Source organism: Mesorhizobium silamurunense (genome assembly GCF_014843905.1).
In the GTDB taxonomy this organism is placed as follows: Bacteria; Pseudomonadota; Alphaproteobacteria; order Rhizobiales; family Rhizobiaceae; genus Mesorhizobium; species Mesorhizobium silamurunense.
On record NZ_LPVS01000118.1, the window covers coordinates 1 to 223 of the forward strand.

The 223-nt window shown below is 62.8% G+C and carries 1 protein-coding gene; it reads left to right on the forward strand.

Annotated elements, in window-relative coordinates:
* Positions 1-17 precede the first annotated feature (17 nt).
* Positions 18-223, forward strand: a 206-nt coding sequence (locus AU465_RS32665) for a porin (RefSeq protein WP_192257103.1), incomplete at its 3' end; no start/stop codon positions are given.

A 223-nucleotide genomic window follows, 5' to 3' on the forward strand; every position in this document is an offset into this window, starting at 1 on the left:
TGACTGGAGGTCAGAAAATGAACATCAAGAGCCTTCTTCTCGGCTCCGCTGCGGCCCTGATCGCAGTTTCCGGCGCCCGCGCCGCCGACGCGGTAACCGTCGCCGAGCCGGAACCGGCTGAATACGTCAAGATCTGCGACGTGTACGGCTCGGGCTACTTCTACATCCCCGGCACCGAAACCTGCCTGCGCATCGGCGGCTATGTCCGTTACGACATCGGCGT